The following is a 19,461-nucleotide window of genomic DNA, read 5'->3' as shown; positions in this document are numbered from 1 at the left end:
GGCGGGGCGCCGCGCGCGATCGACATCATGGCGTCGAGCCATTTTATCGATGGAATTAATAGATAAATCGGGTATGATTCCCCGTGCCGCTTCCATCGGGGGGATGCGGCGGAATCGTCCGGTTCACCTTTATGCTCAAGGATAGCCGGCACATTCGAGAGCGTTAAGCCGCACCGTTCGCGCAAGATGTCCGTATTTCGAAACGAAAGTCTAACGGCAGCCAATGCAGGCGAATGGATTTTCGGTCATCGGCCTACGGCTCTTAAACGCAACACGTGGCTTCTTTGGGGATGAGGATACCGGATGCGGCCCTGTTGGCGCGTGTTCGGTTTCGAAGGGCGTATCGGCGATGACTTATTCTTCCGCGTCCGCGAAGATCGCGACCCCTCTCGACGCGGCCGATCGGGCCGAGACCCGATCTGACGTCCCAAGCGGGACGCGGGATGCGAGCGGGACCGCCGCGGCGGACGGCGCCGCCCCGGGGCCGAAGGTCGTGATCGTCGGCGGCGGCTTCTCCGGGGCCTCGGTCGCCTACCATCTCGTCCGCGCCGGGATCACGACGATCGACATCGTCGAGCCGCGCCCGTCGCTGGGCGGCGGCCTCGCTTATTCGACCTCGGACCCCTCCCATCGCATCAATGTGCCGGCGACGCGGATGAGCCTCGACCCGGCGGAGGATTCCCATTTCGCCCGCTGGCTCGCGGCGAACAACGTGCTCGTCTCGGATTGCGACGCGCGCATCTCCGACGGCCGCTGTTTTCCCCAGCGCGCCGTGTTCGGCCGCTACGTCGCCGAGACGCTCGCCGACGCGACGAAGGGCACCGCGCTCCGCCATGTGCGCGACCTCGCGATCGCGGTCCGCGAGCGCCCCGAGGGCGGCTATCAGATCGCGCTCGCCGGCGGTGAGGTTCTGGAGGCGGATCTTCTCGTGCTCGCGGTCGCCCATCCCGCTCCCTGCCCGCCCGCGCTGCTCGAGACGGCCTTCGCCGGGCATCCGCGGTACGTCACCGACCCGTGGGCCAAGGATGCGCTGTCCGCGCTGCGCCGCGACGACCGGGTGCTGATCGTCGGCACCGGCCTCACCATGGCCGACGTGGTGGCGACCCTCGACCGGCTCGGCCACCGCGGCTCCGTGACGGCGCTGTCGCGCCGTGGCCTTCTCTCGCGGGGTCATACCGATATCGCGGGAGAGCCCTACGGCGACTTCTCGACCGATCCCGCGCGCACGACTCGCGCCTTGGTGCGCCGGATCCGCGCCACGGTCGCCGAGGCGGCGGCCGTCGGTCGGCCCTGGCAGCACGTATTCGACGCGCTGCGCAATCAGGGACCGGCGATCTGGGCGGCTCTTCCCTTCGCCGAGCAGAAGAAGCTCGTTCGCCATCTCCGCCCCTTCTGGGACGTCCACCGCTTCCGCATCGCACCGCAGCCCGAAGGCGTGATCCGCCGCCGCCGGGCGGATGGGTCGCTCGTCGTTCACGCCGCCTCGTTGGCTGGCGCGCAGCGGGAGGGAGACGAGTTCCGCGTGTCCTGGCGCCGCCGCCGCAGCGGGCTCGCAGAGACCGCCACCTTCGATGCGGTCGTGGTGACGACGGGCCCGGCCCACGGCCGCATCTTCGAGACCGAACCGCTGCTGCGCTCCCTCGCCGATCGGGGCCTCGCCGGCCCGGATGCGATCGGACTCGGCATTGCGGTCGACCGTGAGAGCCGTCCCGTCGGCGCCGACGGCCGATCCGCCGAAGGGCTGTGGATCGCCGGCCCGCTCGCGCGCGGCACCTTCGGCGAATTGATGGGCCTGCCGGAGGTCGCGAACCACGCCAAGCGCGTCGCGGCGGCGGTGCGGCAGGCGGTGGCCGAGTCCCGACCCGGGGTCCTGCAAGCCGACGCCTGAGCGCCGCCGGAGGCGACCGCACCGTCCGCCGCCGCACGCGCGTCCGGCGCAATCGGCATCCGCGGATCGCCACCGATTTAGAATATAATTTCTATAGATTATAAGAGGAGTTTGGCAGAGTGGTCGCATCTTCCTCCCGGGCGGCTGGTCCGCCGGGTCGGAACCGTCGCTTCACCCCGCGCCGAGCGAGCCCCCGATGAGCACCGTCACGCCGTTCCCCCAACCCCGCGCCATCTCGACCGAGGTGCCGGCTTTCGACCGCGACCCGACCGCCCACGTGATCGCTTCGGACGCCGAAGCGATCGAGGTGGCGAAGGCCCTCGCCAAGGAGTTCGCCGTCGAGGCGGCCGAGCGCGACCGTGAGCGCCGGCTGCCCGCCGCGGAACTCGACCGCTTCTCGAAGAGCGGCCTGTGGGGCATCACCATCCCGAAGGCCTACGGCGGCGCGGGCGTCTCCCACGCCACCCTCGCCGAGGTCATCGCGACGATCTCGGCCGCCGATCCTTCGATCGGACAGATCCCACAAAACCACCTCGCCGCGCTCGACGTCGTCCGCGTCACCGGGTCGGAAGAGCAGAAGAAGCTCTGGTTCGGACGCGTCCTCAGGGGCTACCGGCTCGGAAATGCCTTCTCCGAGGCCCGCAGCAAGACCGTCGGCGCCTTTGAGACGACGATCCGCCCGACCGGCGAGGGCGACTTCGTCGTCAACGGCCAGAAGTTCTATGCGACCGGCGCCCTGTTCGCCCACTTCATCCACATCGGCGCGGTCGATCCGGACGGCAACGTGGTGCTCGCGATCGTGCCCCGCGACACGCCCGGCCTCACCATCATCGACAGTTGGTCGGGCTTCGGCCAGCGCACCACGGCGAGCGGCAACGTCTCGATCGAGAATGTCCGCGTGGCGCCCGAAGGTGTGATCCCGGCTTATCTCGGCGGCGTGCATCCGTCCTCGAACGGCGCGGTCTCCCAGATCATCCAGGCCGCCGTCGATCTCGGCATCGCGCGCGGCGCCCTCAACGACACCATCCGCTTCGTCCGCGAGCTGAGCCGCCCGTGGATCGACAGCGGCAAGGAGGCCGCCTCCGACGACGTCTTCACCATCGCCCAGATCGGCGATCTCGCCACCCGCGTCCATGCCGCCGAGGCGCTTCTGGAGCGCGCCGGCCACGCCATCGACACCATCGCCGACGGCCCGACCGACGTGGCGCTCGACGAGGTTTCGGTGAAGGTGTCCGAGGCCAAGGTGCTGACGACCAACGTCGCGATCCTCGCCACCAACAAGCTTCACGAGCTCGCCGGCACCCGCTCGGTGCTCGGCCAGTACAATCTCGACCGTCATTGGCGCAACGCCCGCACCCACACCCTGCACGATCCGGTGCGTTGGAAATATTTCCACATCGGCAATCACCTGCTGAACGGCGTCTCGCCGCCGCGTCACGCCTGGAACTGAACGCCGTTTCCCCTTCGCATCCAGGATCGCCGACGATGCCCACCTCCGCCGCCACCGTTCTCTCCCCGCTCCCGTCGGCCGCCGAGCCGGCGGAGGCGCCCGAAGGCTTCCGCGTCCCCGCGCTGCGCGAAGGCGCCGAAACGACCCGCCGCATCGGCTCCGATGCGGAGGCGATCGCCGTCGCCCGCGAGGTCGCGGCCGAGCTCGCCAAGGAGGCGGCGCTGCGCGACCGCGAGCGCCGCCTGCCCTTCCGGGAACTCGACCTCGTCTCCAATGCCGGCCTGCTCGCCATCACGGTACCGAAGGCCTACGGCGGCGCCGGGGTGAAGTCGGCGACGGTCGCCGAGGTGATCGCCCTCCTCGCGGCGGCGGACGGCTCGATCGGTCAGATTCCGCAGAACCACTTCTTCATGCTGGAGGCGCTGCGCCTCAACGGCAGCGAGGCGCAGAAGCGCTTCTTCTACGAGCGCATCCTCGCCGGTGAGCGGATCGGCAACGCGCTGTCCGAGCTCGGCACCAAGACCGCCCACGACCACGCCACGCGGCTCACCCGGACGCCGGCGGGCCTGCGCGTCAACGGCCGCAAGTTCTATTCGACCGGCGTCCTGTTCGCCCACTGGATCGCCGTGGTCGCCAACGACGACGACGGCCGCAGCACGGTTGCCTTCCTGCCGCGCGACACCAACGGCATCACGGTGATCGACGATTGGACCGGCTTCGGCCAGCGCACCACGGGCTCCGGCTCGACGCTGTTCGAGGATGTCGCGGTGCACCCGTTCTCGGTGCTGTCGATGGCCGCCCTGTTCGAGGTGCCGACCTCGATGGGGCCGTTCGCGCAGATCATGCACGCGGGCGTCGACGCCGGCATCGCCCGTGGCGCGCTCGCCGAGGCGGTCGCCTTCGTGCGCAAATATACCCGACCCTGGAAGGAGAGCGGCCTCGATCACGGCTACGAGGACCCGCACATCATCGCCCAGATCGGCGAACTCAAGATCGCCGTCGATGCCGCCGACGCCCTGATCGAGCGTGCCGGCCGCTTCGTCGACATCGCGACCGAAAGCCCGTCGGCGGAGACCGTCGCGACGGCCTCCATCGCGGTCGCCGAGGCGAAGATCGCGGCGACCGACGCTTCCCTCTTCGTCTCCGAGAAGCTGATCGATCTCGGGGGCTCGCGCTCCACCCTCTCCGAGTTCGATCTCGACCGCTATTGGCGCAATGCCCGCACCCACACCGTCCACGATCCCGTGCGCTGGAAATATCGCGTCGTCGGCAATTATTGGCTGAACGGCGTCAACCCGCCCCGCCACGGCGCGATCTGACCGAGAGATTATCGATGAGCCGTCAGATCCGCCTCAATGCCTTCGAGATGAACTGCGTCGGGCATCAATCGCCCGGCCTGTGGGCGCACCCGCGCGACCGCTCTTCGCAATACAAGGACATCGAATATTGGACCGACCTCGCCAAGCTCCTGGAGCGCGGCAAGTTCGACGGTCTCTTCATCGCCGACGTGCTCGGCGTCTACGACGTCTATGGCGGCACGCTCGACCATGCGCTGCGCCATTCGACCCAGATCCCGCTGAACGATCCACTCCAGATCGTGCCGGCGATGGCGATCGTGACGGAGAATCTCGGCTTCGGCGTCACCGCCTCGCTCTCCTTCGAGCACCCCTACACCTTCGCCCGCCGCATCTCGACCCTCGACCACATCACCAAGGGCCGGGCCGGCTGGAACATCGTCACCTCCTATCTGGAGAGCGGCGCCAAGAATATCGGTCTCGTCGGGCAGAGCGCTCACGACGACCGCTACGACGTCGCCGATGAATATCTCGAGGTCTGCTACAAGCTCTGGGAGGGAAGCTGGGAGGACGACGCCGTGGTGCGCGACCGCACCCGCCGCGTCTTCACCGAGCCCTCCAAGGTGCATCCGATCCGCCATGCCGGCCGGTTCTTCCAGGTGCCGGGCGTCCACCTCTCGGAGCCCTCGCCGCAGCGAACGCCGGTGCTCTATCAGGCCGGCGCTTCGAGCCGCGGACAGCGCTTCGCCGGCACCAACGCCGAGTGCGTGTTCGTCGCGACGCCCTCGAAGACGGTGCTGAAGAAGACGGTCGAGGCGATCCGCCGCGAGGTCGCCGCCGCCGGGCGCGATCCCGCGAGCGTGCTGATCTTCAACCTGCAGACCGTCATCGTCGACGAGACCGACGCCAAGGCGCAGGCGAAGTACAAGGACTACCTGAACTATATCAGCTACGACGGCGCTCTGGCGCTCGGCTCGGGCTGGATGGGCATCGACTTCTCGGCCTATGCGCCGGACGAGCCGCTCCGCCACATCAAGACCAACGCCGTGCAGTCCTCCGTCGACGCCTTCTCGAGCGCCGACCCGAGCAAGGTCTGGACGGTGCGCGAGCTCGCCGAATGGATCGGCATCGGCGGCCTCGGTCCGATCATCGTCGGCGGGCCGCAGACGGCGGCGGACCTCCTGCAGGAATGGGTGGACGAGACCGGCGTCGACGGCTTCAATCTCGCTTATGTCGTGGCTCACGAGACGTTCACCGACATCGTCGAGCATCTGGTGCCCGAGCTTCAGAAGCGCGGCGTCTACAAAACGGACTATGCACCCGGCACGCTTCGCGAGAAGCTGTTCGGCGCCGGTCCGCGCCTGCCCGACACCCATCCCGGCGCCGGGTTCCGCAATCTCGGCCTTTCGGCGCAGCGCGCCCTGAACGCCGCCGAGTAAGCGGGCGTAAGGCGCGACGGGCGGCAGGACACGACGCCTTCACCGGATGTTTTCATGACGCTTGATCTCGATCTTCCCGCCCCGGCCGCCGCTGCGGATGTGCTGTGGTTCCTCCCGACCCACGGCGACGGGCGCTATCTCGGCAGCGAGATCGGCGCCCGCCACGTCTCGCTCGGCTATCTCACGCAGATCGCGCAGGCCGCCGACGATCTCGGCTATTTCGGCGTGCTCTTGCCGACCGGGCGCTCGTGCGAGGATTCCTGGGTGATCGCGTCGGCGATGACGCCGCTGACCCGCCGCCTGCGCTTCCTCGTCGCGGTGCGGCCCGGCATGACGGAGCCGGCCTATGCCGCGCGCATGGCGGCGACGCTCGACCGCATCTCCGGCGGGCGCCTCCTCATCAACGTGGTGACGGGCGGCGATCCGGTCGAGCTCAAGGGCGACGGCGTTTTCCTCGAACACGACGCGCGCTATGAGGCGACCGACGAGTTCCTGACCGTCTGGCGCCGCCTCCTGTCCGGAGAGGAGGTCACCTTCAGCGGCAAGCACCTCGCCATCGAAGGCGGCAAGCTGCTCTACCCGCCCATTCAGACGCCCTATCCGCCGCTTTATTTCGGCGGCTCGTCCGAGGCCGGCAACAAGGTCGCCGCCGAGCATGTCGACGTCTACCTGACCTGGGGCGAACCGCCCGCGGCGGTGGCCGAGAAGATCGCCCGCGCCAAGGCGCTCGCCGCCGCGCAGGGGCGGACGCTGTCGTTCGGCATCCGCCTCCACGTCATCGTCCGCGAGACCTCGGCCGCCGCATGGCAGGCGGCCGACGAACTCATCTCCAAGGTGGACGACGAAACGATCGCGACCGCGCAGAAGGCCTTTTCGCGTTTCGACTCGGTCGGCCAGCGGCGCATGGCGGAGCTTCACGGCGGCCACCGCGACAAGCTCGAGATCGCCCCCAATCTCTGGGCCGGCGTCGGCCTCGTGCGCGGCGGCGCCGGCACGGCCCTCGTCGGCGATCCCGACGAAGTCGCGACGCGGATGAAGGAATATATGGCGATCGGCATCGACCGCTTCATTCTCTCCGGCTACCCGCACCTCGAGGAATGCTACCGCTTCGCCGAACTGGTGTTCCCGAAGCTGCCCCTCAAGGCGACCACCGGCAACGACCGCGGCCCCGCCCGCAATGCCGGCCCGTTCGGCGAGATCATCGCGAACGTCGTGGCGCCGTCCCAGCGCAAGGCGGGCGCCGCCGGTTGATCGGGGCGCCAGCCACACAGGCGGCCGCGCGCATCGGGCGGCCGTCATCCTCCCATTCGAGACGGCGGAGCGGCGACCATGGCGAAGGAAATCCGCCTCAACGCCTTCGAAATGAACTGCGTGGCGCATCAGTCGCCGGGGCTCTGGCGGCACCCGCGGGATCGCTCGCGGGATTATCGACGCCTCGATTATTGGACCGGCCTCGCGAAGACGCTCGAACGGGGCCTGTTCGACGGCCTTTTCCTCGCAGACGTGCTCGGGGTCTACGACGTCTACGGCGGCACGCCGGACGCCGCCCTGCGCAACGCCACGCAGATCCCGGTCAACGACCCCCTGCTCCTCGTCCCGGCCATGGCGAACGTGACGCGGCATCTCGGCTTCGGGGTGACCGCAACCCTCTCCTATGAGGCGCCCTTCCCCTTCGCCCGCCGCATGTCGACCCTCGACCACCTGACCGAGGGGCGGATCGGCTGGAACGTCGTCACTGGCTATCTCGACAGCGCCGCCCGCGCCCTCGGCCGGACGGGGCAGAACGCCCACGACGACCGCTATGCGATCGCCGACGACTACATGGAGGTCGTCTACAAGCTCTGGGAGGGAAGCTGGGCCGAGGACGCGGTCGTCGCCGATGCGGCGCACGGCGTGTTCACGCGGCCCGAAGGCGTGCGGCGCGTCAGTCACACCAGCGCCCATCACCGGCTCGACGCGATCCATCTGAGCGAGCCCTCGCCCCAGCGTACGCCGGTCCTCTATCAGGCGGGGACCTCGCCCGCGGGACGCGCCTTCGCCGGCCGCCATGCGGAATGCGTCTTCATGTCGGGTCCGTCGAAGACGGTCATCGCGCCGCGGGTCGCCGCCGTGCGCGCGGCCGCGGCGGCGGCCGGTCGCGATCCAGCCGAGATCCGCATCTTCGCCCTGATGACGGTGATCGTGGCCCCGACCGACGCCGAAGCAGCGGCCAAGCTCGCCGAATACCGCCACTACGCGAGCCTCGAAGGCGCCCTGACGCTGATGTCGGGCTGGACCGGCGTCGATTTCGCGGCGCTCGATCCCGATCAGATCGTCGAGCATGTCGACCGCGAGGCCGGCCGCAGCGCCCTCGAGAACATCACGCGCGCGGATCCGAGCCGTCGCTGGACCGTTCGTGAGGTCGCCGAGCACGTCGCGATCGGCGGCATCGGTCCGGTGCTGGTCGGCTCGCCCGCGACCGTCGCCGATGCGCTCGAGGGTTGGGTCGACGAGACCGGGATCGACGGCTTCAACCTCGCCTTCGTGGTGCGCCCGGAAACCTTCGAAGACGTCGCCGACCTGCTCGTGCCCGAGCTCCAGCGCCGCGGCCGCTACAAGCGGGCCTACGCGCCGGGGACGCTGCGGGAGAAGCTGTTCGGCGCCGGCCGCGCCCTGACGGCGCCCGATCATCCCGCCGCCCGCCATCGCTGGCACCTCGCGCCGACCGACACCGCGCCGGCCGAGCCCGCCCTTCCCGCCTGAGGCCGAACGTCCGCGTTCCCCCGTCCGAGCAGACCCGCATGAGCGACCTTCCCCGTCCCGACTTCGCCCGCAACATGCGCCTCATCGGCCACAGCGATCAGGGAGGCCGTGCGGACGGGCTCCAGATCATGGTGCAGCGCGGCCACGCCTACATCGCGCATCCCTGGTCCGGCGGCTTCAGCGTCCTCGACGTGCGTGACCCGACGCGGCCGCGGCCGGTGCTCTTCGTGCCCGCGCCGCCAGAGACCTGGACGATCCATCTCCAGGCCCATGAAGACCTGCTCCTCGTCGTCAATGCGCGCGACCTCTTTGCCGACGCGGCCTTCGCAGACGAGCGCGTTTATTATGGCCGGTCAGTGGGCGACACGATCGGCACCGCCGGCGGCGGCGCTGCCCGCGCGCGCTCGTGGACCGCGGGCGTCACGATCTACGACATCGCCGTTCCCGATGCGCCGCGCCAGATCGGCTTCTTCCCGATCGAAGGGATCGGCGCCCATCGGGTCTGGTATGTCGGCGGGCGCTACGCCTACGTCTCGGCGCTGATCGACGGCTTCACCGACTACATCCTCGTCATCGTCGATCTCGCCAACCCGACGAAGCCGGTGGAAGCCGGCCGCTTCTGGATTCCGGGCATGAACCGGGCCGCCGGCGAGACGCCGTCGTGGCCGGAGAACCGGCGCTACGCCCTCCACCACGCCCTCGTCGCCGACAACATCGCCTATGGCTGCTGGCGCGACGGCGGGCTGACGATCGTCGACGTCGCGGACCCGTCGGCACCGAAGCTCGTCACCCACCGCAATTGGTCGCCGCCTTATGGTGGCGGCACCCATTCGCCGCTGCCGCTGCATGATCGCGGCCTCCTCGTCGTCGCCGACGAGGCGGTGCTCGATCACGAGGAGGACGGCCGCAAGCACACCTGGATCTTTGACATCCGCGAGCCGAGCAATCCGGTCTCGATCTCCACGCTGCCGACCCCGGACGAAGCGGATTATGTCGCGAAGGAGGGCCATTTCGGCCCCCACAATCTGCATGAGAACCGGCCGGGCAGCTTCGTGTCCTCGACGCTGATCTTCGCGACCTATCAGAATGCCGGCATCCGCGCCTTCGACATCTCAGACCCCTACCGGCCGCGCGAGACCGGCGCCTTCGTTCCGGCGGGGCCGACGCGGATGGTGGACCGCCGGCCCGGCCGGCCGGCGGTGATCCAATCGACCGACGTCTTCGTCGACGCGGCCGGGCTCCTCTACGCGATCGACTACAATGCCGGTCTCTCGATCATCGAGTACGGCGGATAGGCCGACGTCAAACGCCGGCGACCGTGATCTGAGGGTGGCCGTGCAGCGTGTTGCTGACGGTGCAGATCGTCTCGGCCTCCTCGACGATGCGGCGGCGGGTCTCGTCGTCGATGTCGCCCTCGATCTCGATCGCGACGTCGAACCGGGCGATGCGCGACGGGGCGTCGGCCGCCTTCTCGCCCCCGACCGTCGCCTTGAACGCCACGATCCGATCCGCGACGCCGAGCCGGTTCGCCGCGATCTTGGCGCTGAGCACCAGGCAGGCGGCGAGCGAGGAATGTAGGAGGTCGATCGGGCTGAAGCCCGGCTCGGACACGGCCGTCGCGACCGTCAGCGTGCCGCCGGTCGGCGTGACGAGTTCGACCGGGCCGGCGGCGCCGAGCGTCGCGACCGCGCCGACCTCGCGATATTTCACATGAGCAAGCGCCATCGTCTCGGATCCCGGCCGCGTCCGGCCCAGCAACGCACACGCGGCGCACCGGACGTCTCCGGCAGCCGCCGACACAATATGGGGATGGACCCGGCGGGCCGCGCGGGCTCGGCCGTGCCATCCCCAGGAAATGCGGGCGATGAGCGGCCGATCAGTCCTTGCCGGCCCAGGGCACCAGACGGCGTTGCAGGAGCCGGATGCCGGCCTCGAGCGCGAAGGCGACCGCCGCGATGACGACGATGCCCATGACGACCACGTCCGTGACCAGGAATTGCGCGGCGGACTGGATCATGAAACCGAGACCGCGCGTCGCCGCGACGAGCTCGGCCGCCACGAGCGTCGACCAGCCGGCGCCGAGCGCGATCCGCACGCCCGTGAGGATGTCGATCAGCGCGCCGGGGAGGATGACGTAGCGCAGCACCTGGAGGCGCGTCGCGCCGAACGAGCGCGCGGCATTGACCCGGCTCTGCGAGACGGAACGGACGCCCGTCGCGGTCGCGATGACGATCGGCGCCACCATGGCGATCGCGATGACGAGGACCTTCGACGGTTCGCCGATGCCGAACCAGATGATGACCAGCGGCAGATAGGCGAGCGGCGGGATCGGCCGCAGGAACTCGATGATCGGATCGAAGATGCCGCGGCCGATCGGGCTCAGCCCGATGGCGAAGCCGATCGGCACGGAGACGATGATGGTCGCGATGAGCGCGACGAAGACACGGGCGAGGCTCGCCCCGAGATGTTCGGCGAGGGTGCTGTCGGCGAAGCCGTCCACGGAGACCGCCCAGAACTGATGGGCGACGTCCGCCGGCGGCGGCAGAAACAGCGGCGGCACGAGGGCGAGCGCCGTCGCTCCCCACCACGCCGCCAGCAGGACCGCGATCGTCAGAAGCGACACCAGGGTCGAGCGGGCCGGCTTCCACCGTGCCCGGCGGCGCGGCGGCGCGGCGGTGCGCTCCGGGGCGGCGGGGTTCAAGGGCAGCGAGCGATCGGGGACGTCGACTTGTGAACTCATGCGGCCTCGCGATCGAAGACGAGATCGAGAAGATTTTCGCGCGCGGCGATGAAGGCGCGGCTCGATTTGACGGAACGCGGGCTCGCGCCGGCAAGCACCTCGCGGCCGAACTCGAAGTCGAGCTCGGCGACGATCCGGCCCGGCCCCGGCTCCATGACGATGACGCGCGTGGCGAGGAAGAGCGCCTCCTCCACCCCGTGGGTGATGAGGAAGACGCCCGTGCCACTGTCCGCCCAGACGCGCAGGAGAAGCTCCTGCATGCGCTCGCGCGTCATGGCGTCGAGCGCGCCGAGCGGCTCGTCCATCAGGAGAAAGGCGGGATCGGCGGCGAGCGCGCGGGCGAGACCGACGCGCTGGCGCATGCCGCCCGAGAGCGCCCAGATCGGCTTGTCGCCGGCGCCGTGGAGCCCGACCTGGGCGAGCAGCGCGTCCGCCCGCCGAGCGCGCTCCGCCGCGCCGATCCCACGCAGCCGCAGCGCGAAGGCGACGTTCTCGCGGGTGTCGAACCACGGAAACAGGGCATCGTCCTGGAACACCACCGCGCGGTCGGCCCCCGGACCGGGAATCGGACGGCCGTCGCGCAGCACCCGGCCGCGGGTCGGCTTCAGATAGCCGGCGGCGAGGTTGAGGAGCGTCGTCTTTCCGCACCCCGAGCGGCCGATCGCCACGACGAATTCGCCCGCGGCGATGCGCAGCGAAACGCCGTCGAGCACCGGCTTTCCGGCACCCGTCTCCGCATCGTAGTGGAACGCGACGTCATCGAGGGTGAGATCGGTCACGGGATCGGCTCCCTAGCCTCTGAACGAGAAGACGGGTCCGCCGCGGACGGCGAACCCGGAAGTTGGAGGATGCGAGGGGAACGATCGCGGATCAGTTCGAAGCGGCTTCCGCGGCCTTGACGAACTTCGCCGTGACGTAGGGCTTGTAGTCGGACAGCACCGCGGGGATCTTGCCCTGCGTCTTGAGGAATTCGGACGTCGCGGCGATCGCCTTCACCGTGCCGCCGCCGAGAAGCGCCGCGGACGCCTGCTGCTTCAGGGTCGGGAACTCGTAGCCCTTGAGGAGCGCCGGCACTTCGTCACGCTTCGCGCCGGTCAGGCGGCTGATCTTCTCGGCCTCGGACGAGGAGGCGTTCCAGACCGACGGGTTGTGCAGATAATCGGCATAGGCCTTGCCGGTGACGCGGGTGAACGCCTCGACGATCTCCGGGTGCTTGTCGGCGAACTCCTTGCGGACGATCCAGGCATCGAAGGTCGGCGCGCCCCACTTCGCGACCTCGGCGGAGGTCACCAGCACCTTGCCGTTCTCCTTGATCTTGCCGAGCGCCGGATCCCAAACATAGGCGGCATCGATGTCGCCCCGGGCCCAGGCGGCGGCGATTTCCGGCGGACGCAGGTTGAGGATGTTCACCGACTTCGGATCGATGCCCCAATGCTTCAGCGCGGCGAGCAGGCTGTAATGGGTGGTCGAGACGAACGGCACCGCGACCTTCTTGCCGACGAGATCCTTCGGCGAGGTGATGCCGGCGCCGTTGCGGACGACCAGCGCTTCGGATTCGCCGATCAGGCCGACGATAAAGAAGGTCTCGATCGGAAGCTGACGGCTCGCGGCGGCGGCGAGCGGGCTCGACCCGACATAGCCGATATCGACCGCGCCAGAGGCGATCGCGGCGATCACGTCGGCGCCGGAATCGAATTTGCGCCAGTCGATCTGGGCGCCGGACGCCTTCTCGTAGGCGCCGTCCGCCTGGGGCACCTTGGAGGGCTCGACCACCGTCTGGAAGGCGATGGTCACCTTCGGGGCCTCGGCGCGGGCCTGCGCCCCGGCGGCGATCGTGAGGCCGATGGCGGCGGCCGCGGCAAAGATCTTGTGTCGGAGGGTCATGAGGATCTCTCGGTCAGTCGTCGAACGAGTCTCGCCTGCGCCTTCGGCGCCGCGGCTGTCTCGTCAAAAGGGAAAGGGAGGACGGTCGTCGGAAGAAGGCGTCGTCAACACGATCGCAGGTTCATGGCGCTCGCCCTCTTCTTGGAGCGCGGGAACCCCAATGCCCCGCTCGCTCGATAGATTATGAAGAGTGTACGGAGCGAGGCGTGGTCGCGCGAAGCAATCCATTCCCCAAAGGGGGATGTCGCAGGGTTATTTATTCCGAATTGCACGGCCCGCCGGCGCAAAGTTGGCGGCTGCGTCTCGTCTCACCCGGTTGCCACCGGCACGGGCGCCGCAAATCAAAAGGTGCGGACCAGCCAGGCTCACAACTCTGATAGCTCGGCTAGTCTCTGCCTGGTGCGGCTTCCGATCACGCCCCGATCTCGGGGCGCAGGGCGGCGGCAAGGCGGTCGGCCCAGGCGGCGGCACCGAGCGGCGTGGAGATCTGGTCGTTGCGGATCTCGACCAGGATCGCCTCCAGCCCTCGGGCCTCGCCGTGGACGGGAATGGCGTAATCGCCCGACGCGTCGATCCGGTAGGGCTCGTTCGCCGCGACGTTGAGACCCGGCTCGTGCAGGAGCCGCGCGATGACGCGGCGGGCGAACGCCTCGGAGCGGTCGAACAGGATGCCGGCATGCCACGGCCGCGCGACGCCGAGAAAGACCGGCGTGAAGCTGTGGATCGTCACGAGAATGGTGGGTTGATTGCGACGCCGATCGAGGTGATCCGCCACGGCCGCATGGAACGGAGCGAAGATGGTCTCGATGCGCCGCCGGCGCTCCGCGTCGGAAATTTCGCGGTTGCCGGGGATCGTCGTCGCCTCGGAGAGGCCCGGGATCAGCGAGGGCGCAGCGAGGGGCCGGTTGAGGTCGACGAGGAGGCGCGAATAGGTGCCCAGAAAGAGCGGCGCGTCGAGCCGGGCCGACAAGCCGCGTGCCACATCGGCGGCGCCGATGTCCCAGCCGATGTGCCGCCGCACCTCGGCCTCGGGAAGTCCGAGCCGCGAATAGTCCGCCGGGATATGGCAGGAGGCGTGCTCGCAGAGGAGGACGATCGGCGAGCGTCCCGCTTCGTTGACGATCTCGACGGCCGGCGGCCAATCTTGGCCCAGCCGATCCTGCGAAGGGAAATCGCCGAGGCGCAGGTCTTGCGACGGCACGTCCGACATCAATCCGCATCCTTTGCCGGCATCGCGCGCATCGTCACGTCGTTCGCCTCCCTCACCCGCTCGAGCTCGGCGAAGCGGTGTTCGGCGCGATCCTTGCGGCGCGCCACCATCACGGCGCACAAGGCTTCGACTTCGGCGAGCGGCGGAATGAACGTGTCGTAAGGGGAATCCACCTCGACCGGGGCGACGACGACGTGGAGCGCCGAGGCGGCGATCGGCGACAGCCAGGGGTCGGTGAAGAGGACGATCCGGACGCCGCGCTCTGCCGCCTGGCTGCAGAAGCGCACCACGTCCGATTGATAGCGCCGATAGTCGAAAGCGATCAGCACGTCCCGCCGGCCCATGTCGACGAGCCGATCGTAGGTCTCCGCGGTGAAGGCGCCGAGATCGGTGACGCCATCGCGGAACTGGCCGAGATAGCCGGCGAGCATGCCGGCGAGGTGGCGGCTGAACCGGCCGCCGAGCAGATAGACGCGCCCCGGCGCCTCCATCAGCAGCTCTTCGACCTGATCGAAGAGCGCGGGCGTCACCTTCTCGGAGAAATCCGCGAGCCGCCTGCTCGCCGAGCGGATGTAGGCGCGGGCGGGATGCTCGTCGGCCGGCGCCGTCCCCTTCGCCTCCATCATCAGGAGCGGCGAATGCAGCCGCGCCTCGACCTCCGCGAGGAGATCGGCCTGGAACTCGGCGAAATTAGCATAGCCGAGCTTGGTCACGAGGCGGGCGACGGTCGGGTCGCTGACACCGGCGCGCTTGGCGATCTGGGCCGCGGTGCCGAGGCCGCCGAGGGGATAATCGGACAGCAGAAGCTGAACGATCTTCGCCTCCGCCGGCGTCGGCGCGGACAAACCATCGGTGAGCTTGTCGCGTACGCGCATTCTGTTCCTCCCGCTGTCAGACTTCTCACATAGGCTCGATATTTGGTCAACTAAGTAAGAATCTTGACAGCGCCGGTGAAGAACGCACTATGGCCGAGGGGGTTCGTAAGCGGACTCGAGGGGCCAAGCGCGCAGCTTTGCCTGCGGCTTGGCGAGGGGCGTTGGATGCGGGGACTGTCGTCGAGCATGAAGGTGGCCCTGGTCGACGCGGCCGTGATGGCCGCCGTCGTCGTGGGCGCCGCGCTGCTCTTCGCCACGCTCGGCAGCGCGGGCATGCAGCGCGTCGCGACCCACGCCGCGCTCCTCCTCGTCGCCGTGGTCTCGCTTCAGGTCTTCTCCGGCAACACCGGCATCGTCTCGTTCGGCCATGCGGGCATCGCCGGCATCGGCGCCTATGTGATCGGCGTGCTCACCATGCCGGCGGCGATGCAGGCGACGGCGCTGCGCGACCTGCCGGCAATCCTCGCGGGCTACCAATTGTCCCTCGGGACCGCCCTTCTCGTCGCCGCCGTGATCGCGGTCGTGCTCGGGCTTTTGACGGGTGTCATCCTGATGCGCCTTTCGGGATCGAGCGCCTCGATCGCGACGCTCGCGCTCCTCGTCATCGTCATCACCGTGCTCGTCGGCGCGCGGGAGATCACCCGCGGCAGCCAGCCCTTCTACGGCGTGCCGCGCGGCGTCGGCCTGTGGACGGCGGCCATCGCCGCGGCGATCGCGGTCGCCGTCGCCCGCCTCTATCGCGACACACGGATCGGCCGGGAGACGCGGGCCGTCGCCGACGACCCCGTCGGTGCCGCGGCGATCGGCATCGACCGCCGGCGCGGCGTTCTCGTGAGCTGGACCCTGAGCCTCGTCGGCGCGATGGTCGCCGGCGGCCTCACGGCCCAATACATCGGCGCCTTCAAGCCGCAGGATTTCTATTTCGATCTGTCGTTCGAGATCCTGGCGATGCTGATCGTCGGCGGCCTGAGCTCGAGCTTCGGCGCCCTCACCGGCGTCGTCTCGACCACGCTGCTGATCGAGATCGCGCGGCGGTTCGAAGAGGGCGGCTCGTTCTTCGGCATCGACGTGCCGCCGGTGTTCGGCCTCACCGAGGCGGCGCTGGCGCTCGCGATGCTGCTCGTGATCTGGCGCCGCCCCGAGGGCCTCAGCGGCGGCCTCGAGTTCAACCTCTTACGCCGGTTCGGACGCCCGGCGCCCCTCCCCGCGGCGGCGGAACCCGCGGAGAAGCCGATCTCGGCGACGCTGCGCACCGAGCACGTCACCAAGCGCTATGCCGGCGTGGTCGCCGTTTCGGACGTCACAGTGTCCCTACCGACCGGCCAGGTCACCGGGATCATCGGGCCGAACGGGGCCGGCAAGACGACCCTCATCAACCTCATCGCCGGTCAGGCCGTGCCGAGCGAAGGCGGCGTGTTCGTCGGCGACACGGCGCTGACCGGGCATCCGGCCTTTCGCGTGGCACGGGCGGGGATCGCCCGGACCTTCCAGAACATCCGCATCTTCCCGCACATGACGGTGCTCGAGAACGTCATGATCGCGGCCGAGCGGGTCGAGTCGAATGCGGTCGCGGCCGAGGAGGCCGCACGGCGCGAGCTCATCCGCCTCAATCTCGAGGGACGCGAGACCCGCCTCGCCGGCACCCTGCCCTATGGCGAGCGGCGGCGGCTCGAAATCGCCCGCGCCCTCGTCATGCGGCCGTCCTTCCTGCTCCTCGACGAGCCGGCCGCCGGCATGAACCCGGTCGAGACCGACGCGCTGATGGCGATCCTCGCCGCGGTGAAGCGCACGCGCGGCCTCGCCATCGTCCTCATCGAACACGACCTCTCGCTGGTGATGCGGCTGTGCGATCGGGTCGTCGTGCTCGATCACGGCCAGCGCATCGCCGACGGCTCGCCCGCCGACGTCCGGGCCGACCCCGCCGTCATCGAAGCCTATCTCGGGAGCCGCACCAGCGAGCGCGCCCTCGCCAAAATCTGAACGCCGACCAAGATCTGAGCAACGACGAAGATCTGACCGAAAACAACGACAACCTTGCCGGAGAACTCACATGCTGCCGTCGAAATCCATCGGGCGCCTTCTCCTCGGCGCCGCCGTCTCCTGCCTTCTGACCGTGCCCGGTCACGCCGAGGATATCCTCATCGGCGTCGCAACCGCCCAGACCGGCGGCCTCGCACCCTATGACCAGCCGTCGCTCGCCGGCTTCCGCATGGCGATCGACGAGCTCAACGCCAAGGGCGGCCTCGGCGGCAAATTCCCGGCGAAGCTCATCATCAAGGACACCCGGACCGACACCGCGGCGACCGTGACGGCGGTCCAGGAACTCGTCGACGCCGGCGCCTCGATCATCATCGCGCCCTGCGACGCCGATGCGACCATCGCCGCCGGCCAGATCACCGTCGCGAAGCGAATCCCGACGCTCACCTTCTGCGGCACCGCGCCGATCCTCTCGATCGCGGTCGGCGACAACCTGTTCGGCACCTATCCCGGCGACAATCTCCAGGCGACCGTGATCGCCGACTACGCCTATCGGCAGGGCTTCCGGAAGGCCTATCTGCTGGTCTCGCCGGATTCGAGCTACACGGCGCAGTTGCCGGAATATTTCGCCACCGTGTTCAAGAACAAGGGCGGCACGATCGTCGGCACCGGCAGCTTCACCATGGGCCAGCCGGACTTCTCGGCGATCGTCACCGCGATCAAGGGCCTCGCGGACAAGCCGGACCTGATCATGACGGCGGCTTACGAGCCCGACTTCCCGGCCTTCATCCAGCAATTGCGGGCGGCCGGCGTCACCACGCCGGTCTACGGCGCCGACGCGCTCGGCACCGCGACGATCCAGGGCCTCGGCAAGCTCGTCGACGGCACCGTCTACACCGCCGCCGGCTATCCGACGCCGGGCGGCTCGCTCGAAGCGTTCAACAAGCGCTTCGAGAAGGTGACCGGCCACGCCGCCGAATCCGCCTACGAGGCGAACGGCTACGAGATCGGCCTCATCCTCGATGCGGCGGTGAAGACGGCGGGCTCGACCGATCCGGTGGCGCTGCGCAACGCGATCGCCGGCATCGACAAGCTCCAGGGCATCACCGGCACGATCACCTATGCCGGCACCGACGGCATGCCGGTCCGGGCCGTGGCGCTCATCGAGTACAAGGACGGCAAGCCGGTCTATATCGACACCAAGGTGCCGACCGCCTCCGAAGTCCCGCCGCCGGCGCACTGACATGCTGAAGGTCGATGCGCTCCAGGTCCGGTACGGCGAGGCGATCGCGGTCGAGCGTCTCGACCTGCATGTTGCCCAAGGCAGCGTGCTCGCTCTGATCGGCGCCAACGGGGCCGGCAAGAGCAGCACGCTCGCGGCCATCAGCGGCCTCGTGCTGCCGGCGCAGGGGCGCATCCTCTTCGAGGGCCGCGACGTCAGCCGGCTGCCGCCCGAGGCGCGCTCGCGCCTCGGCATCTCGCTGGCGCCCGAGGGGCGGCGCGTCTTCTCGGCGCTCACCGTCGCCGAAAATCTGCTGCTCGGCGGCGCGATGCACCATAGCCCGGCGGAACGCGCCGCGCGCGAGGCGGAAATGCTGGAGCTCTTTCCGGTGCTCAAGCGCTTCTATCGCGCCCGGGCCGGAACGCTCTCGGGCGGCCAGCAACAGATGCTGGCGCTCGCGCGGGCGCTGATGTCGCGGCCGAAGCTCCTGATGATCGACGAGCCCTCGCTCGGCCTCGCGCCGAAGATCGTGGACGACGTGTTCGACCTGCTCACCGCCCTCAAGGCGTCGGGCCTCACCATGCTCCTCGTCGAGCAGAACGTCGCGCTGGCGCTCGACCTCGCGGATCAGGCGGTGGTGCTCGCCTCGGGGCGCGCCGTGCTGTCGGGGTCGGCGCAGGAGGTCGCGGCCTCGGACCTGGTGCGCCAGGCCTATCTCGGACACTGAGCCTCTCTGGGG

16 protein-coding genes are annotated in these 19,461 nt (G+C 69.2%); 10 read left to right on the top strand and 6 right to left on the bottom strand.

Features of this window, described 5'->3' with window-relative positions; all coding sequences use genetic code 11:
• Positions 1 to 349 precede the first annotated feature (349 nt).
• From F0357_RS21430 to F0357_RS21400, 7 genes are all read left to right on the top strand, one after another.
• Entirely contained in the window at positions 350 to 1,888 is a 1,539-nt protein-coding gene (locus tag F0357_RS21430) for an FAD/NAD(P)-binding protein (RefSeq protein ID WP_153489753.1), read from the top strand.
• 196 nt (positions 1,889 to 2,084) lie between these two features.
• Positions 2,085 to 3,338 carry an SfnB family sulfur acquisition oxidoreductase gene (locus tag F0357_RS21425; RefSeq protein ID WP_153489741.1) on the top strand — a complete coding sequence of 418 codons (1,254 nt, stop codon included), beginning with the start codon at positions 2,085 to 2,087 and terminating at the stop codon, positions 3,336 to 3,338.
• Positions 3,339 to 3,373: 35 nt separating this feature from the next.
• Positions 3,374 to 4,657, top strand: a complete 1,284-nt coding sequence (locus F0357_RS21420; protein ID WP_153489732.1) for an SfnB family sulfur acquisition oxidoreductase — start codon at positions 3,374 to 3,376, stop codon at positions 4,655 to 4,657.
• Between the two features lie 14 nt (positions 4,658 to 4,671).
• Positions 4,672 to 6,072: an LLM class flavin-dependent oxidoreductase gene (locus F0357_RS21415; protein ID WP_153489721.1), complete on the top strand. Its 1,401-nt coding sequence runs from the start codon at positions 4,672 to 4,674 to the stop codon at positions 6,070 to 6,072.
• 54 nt (positions 6,073 to 6,126) lie between these two features.
• Positions 6,127 to 7,323 carry an FMNH2-dependent alkanesulfonate monooxygenase gene (gene ssuD / locus F0357_RS21410; protein ID WP_153489710.1) on the top strand — a complete coding sequence of 399 codons (1,197 nt, stop codon included), beginning with the start codon at positions 6,127 to 6,129 and terminating at the stop codon, positions 7,321 to 7,323.
• 78 nt (positions 7,324 to 7,401) lie between these two features.
• Positions 7,402 to 8,814 (top strand): LLM class flavin-dependent oxidoreductase, encoded by a 1,413-nt coding sequence (locus tag F0357_RS21405; protein ID WP_153489705.1) that lies wholly within the window; start codon positions 7,402 to 7,404, stop codon positions 8,812 to 8,814.
• A 38-nt stretch (positions 8,815 to 8,852) separates the two neighbouring features.
• A complete protein-coding gene (locus F0357_RS21400; RefSeq protein WP_153489694.1) occupies positions 8,853 to 10,109 on the top strand; it encodes an LVIVD repeat-containing protein in 1,257 nt (418 codons plus the stop codon).
• Positions 10,110 to 10,116: 7 nt separating this feature from the next.
• On the opposite strand, the gene F0357_RS21395 is transcribed toward F0357_RS21400, so the two are convergent.
• The 6 genes from F0357_RS21395 to F0357_RS21370 all read right to left on the bottom strand — a co-directional run bounded on the left by F0357_RS21395 (position 10,117) and on the right by F0357_RS21370 (position 15,523).
• On the bottom strand, positions 10,117 to 10,539 hold the full coding sequence (locus F0357_RS21395) for an OsmC family protein (protein WP_153489690.1): 423 nt from the start codon (positions 10,537 to 10,539) through the stop codon (positions 10,117 to 10,119).
• A gap of 151 nt (positions 10,540 to 10,690) precedes the next feature.
• Positions 10,691 to 11,554 (bottom strand): taurine ABC transporter permease TauC, encoded by an 864-nt coding sequence (gene tauC / locus F0357_RS21390; RefSeq protein ID WP_153489685.1) that lies wholly within the window; start codon positions 11,552 to 11,554, stop codon positions 10,691 to 10,693.
• A complete protein-coding gene (locus F0357_RS21385) occupies positions 11,551 to 12,333 on the bottom strand; it encodes a taurine ABC transporter ATP-binding protein (protein WP_312861773.1) in 783 nt (260 codons plus the stop codon). The genes tauC and F0357_RS21385 overlap by 4 nt, the downstream gene beginning before the upstream one ends.
• Positions 12,334 to 12,424: 91 nt before the next feature.
• Complete coding sequence (gene tauA / locus F0357_RS21380) at positions 12,425 to 13,438, bottom strand: taurine ABC transporter substrate-binding protein (protein ID WP_153489681.1); 1,014 nt, start codon at positions 13,436 to 13,438, stop codon at positions 12,425 to 12,427.
• 412 nt (positions 13,439 to 13,850) lie between these two features.
• Positions 13,851 to 14,648: an N-formylglutamate amidohydrolase gene (locus tag F0357_RS21375; RefSeq protein ID WP_153489673.1), complete on the bottom strand. Its 798-nt coding sequence runs from the start codon at positions 14,646 to 14,648 to the stop codon at positions 13,851 to 13,853.
• A complete protein-coding gene (locus tag F0357_RS21370) occupies positions 14,648 to 15,523 on the bottom strand; it encodes a MurR/RpiR family transcriptional regulator (protein WP_153489670.1) in 876 nt (291 codons plus the stop codon). The genes F0357_RS21375 and F0357_RS21370 overlap by 1 nt, the downstream gene beginning before the upstream one ends.
• 165 nt (positions 15,524 to 15,688) lie before the next feature.
• On the opposite strand from F0357_RS21370, the gene F0357_RS21365 reads away from it, so the two are divergent.
• The 3 genes from F0357_RS21365 (at position 15,689) to F0357_RS21355 (ending at position 19,449) form a co-directional block, all read left to right on the top strand.
• Complete coding sequence (locus F0357_RS21365; protein WP_246161844.1) at positions 15,689 to 17,503, top strand: branched-chain amino acid ABC transporter ATP-binding protein/permease; 1,815 nt, start codon at positions 15,689 to 15,691, stop codon at positions 17,501 to 17,503.
• Positions 17,504 to 17,573: 70 nt separating this feature from the next.
• Positions 17,574 to 18,743: an ABC transporter substrate-binding protein gene (locus F0357_RS21360; RefSeq protein WP_153489667.1), complete on the top strand. Its 1,170-nt coding sequence runs from the start codon at positions 17,574 to 17,576 to the stop codon at positions 18,741 to 18,743.
• A gap of 1 nt (position 18,744) precedes the next feature.
• Positions 18,745 to 19,449, top strand: coding sequence for an ABC transporter ATP-binding protein (locus F0357_RS21355; protein ID WP_153489664.1), 705 nt, complete (start codon positions 18,745 to 18,747; stop codon positions 19,447 to 19,449).
• Positions 19,450 to 19,461 lie beyond the last annotated feature (12 nt).

It is taken from the genome of Segnochrobactrum spirostomi (assembly GCF_009600605.1).
In the GTDB taxonomy this organism is placed as follows: Bacteria; Pseudomonadota; Alphaproteobacteria; order Rhizobiales; family Segnochrobactraceae; genus Segnochrobactrum; species Segnochrobactrum spirostomi.
This window is presented reverse-complemented; position numbering and strand designations above follow the sequence as displayed.